Below are 1,951 nucleotides of genomic sequence, written 5' to 3' on the forward strand. Positions count from 1 at the left end.
CAGCCGGTCAGATAGGTGAACACCCCCTCGGCGGCATCGCGCAATTCGGTGAACGGGTTGAACCCGATGAACCCAATCAGCGCAGCGCCAACCTGCTCGAACGTCCAGCCGGTCAGATAGGTGAACAGCCCCTCGGCGGCGTCGCGGATCAGGGTGAAGATGTTGAACTCTTGCCAGAGCGCGATCAGCCCGGCCAGAAACCCGTCTTCAAAGGCGGCTTTAACGCGGTCGAACTTGCCCGTGAAATAGGCGGTGATCCCGTCCCAATTGTCGTAAATGACATAGACCGCCGCCGCCACCGCCGCGATGGCCAGAAAGATCGGGTTGGTCAGCAGGGCGCGGCCCGCAATAGCCAAGGCGCGGCCCAGCCACATCAGCGCGCCGCCCACGGCCTGAAACACTGCCACGGCGGCAAGCGCCACGCGCCCTGCAATGGCCAGCAAGTAGCCGCCCAGGGCACGCAGACCCCAGAACGCCAGCAGCCCCATGCGCGCGACAAACAGCAGGCCGTTGGCCAAGGCCAGTAGTGCAACCCGAAGCACAGGCATCGACCCAAATGCCAAGAATGCCAGCGCGCGACCCAACCAGCCAAACGCGACAAACAGCGCACCCAAGGCCACGCGCAGCTTACCCATCCAGCCAAATAGCAGCCAGAACCCCCATTGTGCGGCCAACGCGCCGATATTGAGCAACACCATACCGGCCACCACCCAGCCGATTGTACTGACCAGTCCCTGATTAGCATCTGCCCAGTTGCCGATTTCCATAGCGATTGGGATGACCCGTTCGGTCAGATCATCAAGAACCGGGTTGAACCCACGCCCGATCATGACCTGCATGAACTGGATCGCGCTCAGCATCCGGTCGATATTTCCACGCGTATTGTCCATCATGCGGGCCGCGATTTCGGCTGCTGTGCCGGTTTCGCGCAGGCTTTCGATGTAATCCTGGAGCGCGCCAACTCCGGCTTCGGCCATCAGGATATTCGCAGCGCCTGCCGCTTCCATGCCGAAAATAACAGTGTTCAACTCGGTGCGGGCAGCATCCCCCATTCCGTCCATTGCCGTGTTCATCTCGGCCAAAATTTCGGGAAGCGCCCGCATATTGCCGTCGGCATCGGTGATCGACACGCCCAGATCATCCAACGCGCGGCGCGCGTCGGTCGACGGCGCGGCAAGGCGCGACAGGATCGCGCGCAGGGCGGTGCCACCTTTCTCACCGGCCAAGCCCCGATCAGCCAGCAAACCGGCCATGCCCGCGGTTGTTTCGAGTTCTACGCCAAGACCCGCAGCAACCGGCGCGGCATAGGACATGGTCAGGCCAAGGCCTTGTAGGTCGGTCTGCGCGCTGGTGAACGTGTTTGTCAGCACGTCGCCGACGCGGGCCATCTGGTCGACATCCAACCGAAAACCTGCCAGAATTTCAGTAGCGATCTTGGACGTGTTACCAAGGTTTTCGCCAGACGCTGCGGCAAGGTCCAAGACGCCCGGTAGCACCTCCATCGTTTGGGCGGCCGTCAGGCCCGCCATCGACAGTGATTCCATCGCCTCAGCGGTCTGGGTCGCGGTAAACCGCGTTCGCACACTTTCGCGCAGCGCCGCGTCGGCCAGCGCTTTCTGTTCCTCGGCGGTTGCGCGCGACACCGCGCCGACCTTTGACATCTGTGCTTCAAAGGCGATGGCCGGGTTCAGGCTTGCCGCAAGAGCGACTGCCGTCGCAACGGTGGCCATGGCTTGGCCCTTTAATTCACTGGTATTCCGGCGCGCCACCTCTTGCATGGCGGTGCCCTGCGCCATCTGCGCGGCCCCGAACCGCTCGACCCGTTCCGCCGCCCCTTGGATATTCTGCATGGCCGCACGCGCAGGCGCGGTGGCCTGATCGACGAACTTCAGAATAAGGGCGATGTTCAGGTCGCTCATGCGGGTGCCTTATTTGGCTGGCGTGTTGGCGG

Annotated in this window: 1 protein-coding gene; it reads right to left on the reverse strand. The window is 62.7% G+C overall.

Annotated features, from left to right (window positions below; genetic code table 11):
• On the reverse strand, positions 1-1,919 hold a 1,919-nt coding region (locus ROE7235_RS19420; RefSeq protein WP_121097677.1), incomplete at its 3' end, for a phage tail tape measure protein.
• Between the last annotated feature and the right edge of the window lie 32 nt (positions 1,920-1,951).

The sequence above is a fragment of the Roseinatronobacter ekhonensis genome, assembly GCF_900499075.1.
GTDB lineage: Bacteria > Pseudomonadota > Alphaproteobacteria > Rhodobacterales > Rhodobacteraceae > Roseinatronobacter > Roseinatronobacter ekhonensis.